This is a genomic window from Flavonifractor sp. An10 (assembly GCF_002161215.1).
Classification (GTDB): domain Bacteria; phylum Bacillota; class Clostridia; order Oscillospirales; family Oscillospiraceae; genus Flavonifractor; species Flavonifractor avistercoris.
The window spans coordinates 1-2,500 of record NZ_NFMB01000013.1 but is presented as its reverse complement, the minus strand read 5'-3'; the positions used below and the strand labels follow the sequence as shown (position 1 = coordinate 2,500).

The 2,500-nt window shown below is 53.4% G+C and carries 1 rRNA gene (cut by a window edge); it reads left to right on the top strand.

The features are described from left to right. Nucleotides 1–2,475, top strand: a 23S ribosomal RNA gene (locus tag B5E42_RS18330); it begins 370 nt to the left of the window's first position. The last annotated feature ends 25 nt before the right edge of the window (nucleotides 2,476–2,500 follow it).

The following is a 2,500-nucleotide window of genomic DNA, read 5'->3' as shown; positions in this document are numbered from 1 at the left end:
TAAGCGAAAACCGATTTCTGTTAGTCGAGTTCCAGAGTACCGCCGGACACGTGAAACCCGGTGGGAAACTGGGGGGACCACCCTCCAACCCTAAATACTACCTGATGACCGATAGAGGAGCAGTACCGTGAGGGAAAGGTGAAAAGGACCCCGGGAGGGGAGTGAAACAGAACCTGAAACCTTGTGCTTACAAGCACTCAAAGCCCGTTAAAGGGTGATGAGGTACCTTTTGTAGAATGGTCCGGCGAGTTATTGTTACTGGCAAGCTTAAGGTGTTCAGCACCGGAGGCGAAGGGAGACCGAGTCTGAATAGGGCGCATAAAGTCGGTGGCAATAGACCCGAAACCGGGTGACCTATCCATGGGCAGGTTGAAGTGGGGGTAAAACCCCATGGAGGACCGAACGCACGTTCGTTGCAATGACCGGCGATGACCTGTGGATAGCGGTGAAATTCCAATCGAACTCGGAGATAGCTGGTTCTCCCCGAAATAGCTTTAGGGCTAGCGTTGATTTAGATTACCGGAGGTAAAGCACTGAATGGGCTAGGGGCCGATAAGGTTACTGAACCCTATCAAACTAAGAATGCCGGCTAATTGATGATCAGCAGTCAGTCTACGTGAGATAAGTCTCGTGGACAAAAGGGAAACAGCCCAGACCCACAGCTAAGGTCCCAAATAGACGCTAAGTGGAAAACGATGTGGAGTTGCGAAAACAACCAGGATGTTGGCTTAGAAGCAGCCACTCATTAAAAGAGTGCGTAATAGCTCACTGGTCGAGTGACTCTGCGCGGAAAATATAACGGGGCTAAGCGTCTAACCGAAGCTTGGGCTGCACAGCAATGTGCGGGGTAGGGGAGCGTCGAATACGGGGTGAAGTCGCATCGGAAGGAGCGGTGGACTGTATTCGAGTGAGAATGCCGGAATGAGTAGCGAGAATTATGTGGGAATCATAATGGCCGAAAATCTAAGGTTTCCTGGGGAAGGTTCGTCCGCCCAGGGTAAGCCGGGAGCTAAGGCGAGGCCGGAAGGCGTAGTCGATGCACATACGGTTGAAATTCCGTAGCCACCGAACCTTAAGTACACTGACACATGGAGATAGCGGGACCCGGGCGTTGGTTGACCCGGGCGCAAGGGACCGAACTTATAGTAGGGAAGTCCGCGATGCTCTGTGGCGAGAAAAGGTGTATGGTATGCTAAGGTGCCCGTACCGCAAACCGACACAGGTAGATGAGGAGAGAATCCTAAGGCCAACGGGAGAAGGGTTGTTAAGGAACTCGGCAAAATGACCCCGTAACTTCGGGATAAGGGGAGCCTCCTACGGGAGGCCGCAGCGAATAGGCCCAAGCGACTGTTTACCAAAAACACAGGTCTCTGCTAAATCGAAAGATGACGTATAGGGGCTGACGCCTGCCCGGTGCTGGAAGGTTAAGAGGAGATGTTAGTCGCAAGGCGAAGCATTGAATTGAAGCCCCAGTAAACGGCGGCCGTAACTATAACGGTCCTAAGGTAGCGAAATTCCTTGTCAGGTAAGTTCTGACCCGCACGAATGGCGTAACGACTTGGGCACTGTCTCAACAGCCCACCCGGCGAAATTGTTGTACTGGTGAAGAAGCCAGTTACCCGCAACTAGACGGAAAGACCCCATGGAGCTTTACTGTAGCTTAATACTGGAAATCGGTAAATCATGTACAGGATAGGTGGGAGGCTTGGAAGCCTGGGCGTCAGCTCAGGTGGAGCCACCCTTGGGATACCACCCTTGATTTGCTGGTTTTCTAACCTGCGGCCGTGAATCCGGTCGGGGGACACTGTTAGGTGGGCAGTTTGACTGGGGCGGTCGCCTCCTAAAAGGTAACGGAGGCGCTCAAAGGTTCGTTCAGCACGGACGGAAACCGTGCAGTGAGTGTAAACGCATAAACGAGCCTAACTGCGAGGCTGACGGGCCGAGCAGTAACGAAAGTTGGAGTTAGTGATCCGGCGGTATGCAAGTGGAAGTGCCGTCGCTCAACGGATAAAAGCTACCCTGGGGATAACAGGCTGATCTCCCCCAAGCGTCCACAGCGACGGGGAGGTTTGGCACCTCGATGTCGGCTCGTCACATCCTGGGGCTGAATTCGGTCCCAAGGGTTCGGCTGTTCGCCGATTAAAGTGGCACGCGAGCTGGGTTCAGAACGTCGTGAGACAGTTCGGTCCCTATCTGTTGCGGGCGTAAGAGATTTGAAGGGAGCTATCCTTAGTACGAGAGGACCGGGATGGACGTACCTCTGGTGCACCAGTTGTCCTGCCAAGGGCATAGCTGGGTAGCTATGTACGGACGAGATAAACGCTGAAGGCATCTAAGCGTGAAACTCCCCCTAAGATTAGATCTCTCATCCTTATGGAGTAAGGCGCGTCGTAGACTATGACGTTGATAGGTCGGGGGTGGAAGCACGGTAACGTGTGAAGCTGACCGATACTAATCCGCCGAGGGCTTGACCTTAACATGGATGCATGCAGGCGCTTGC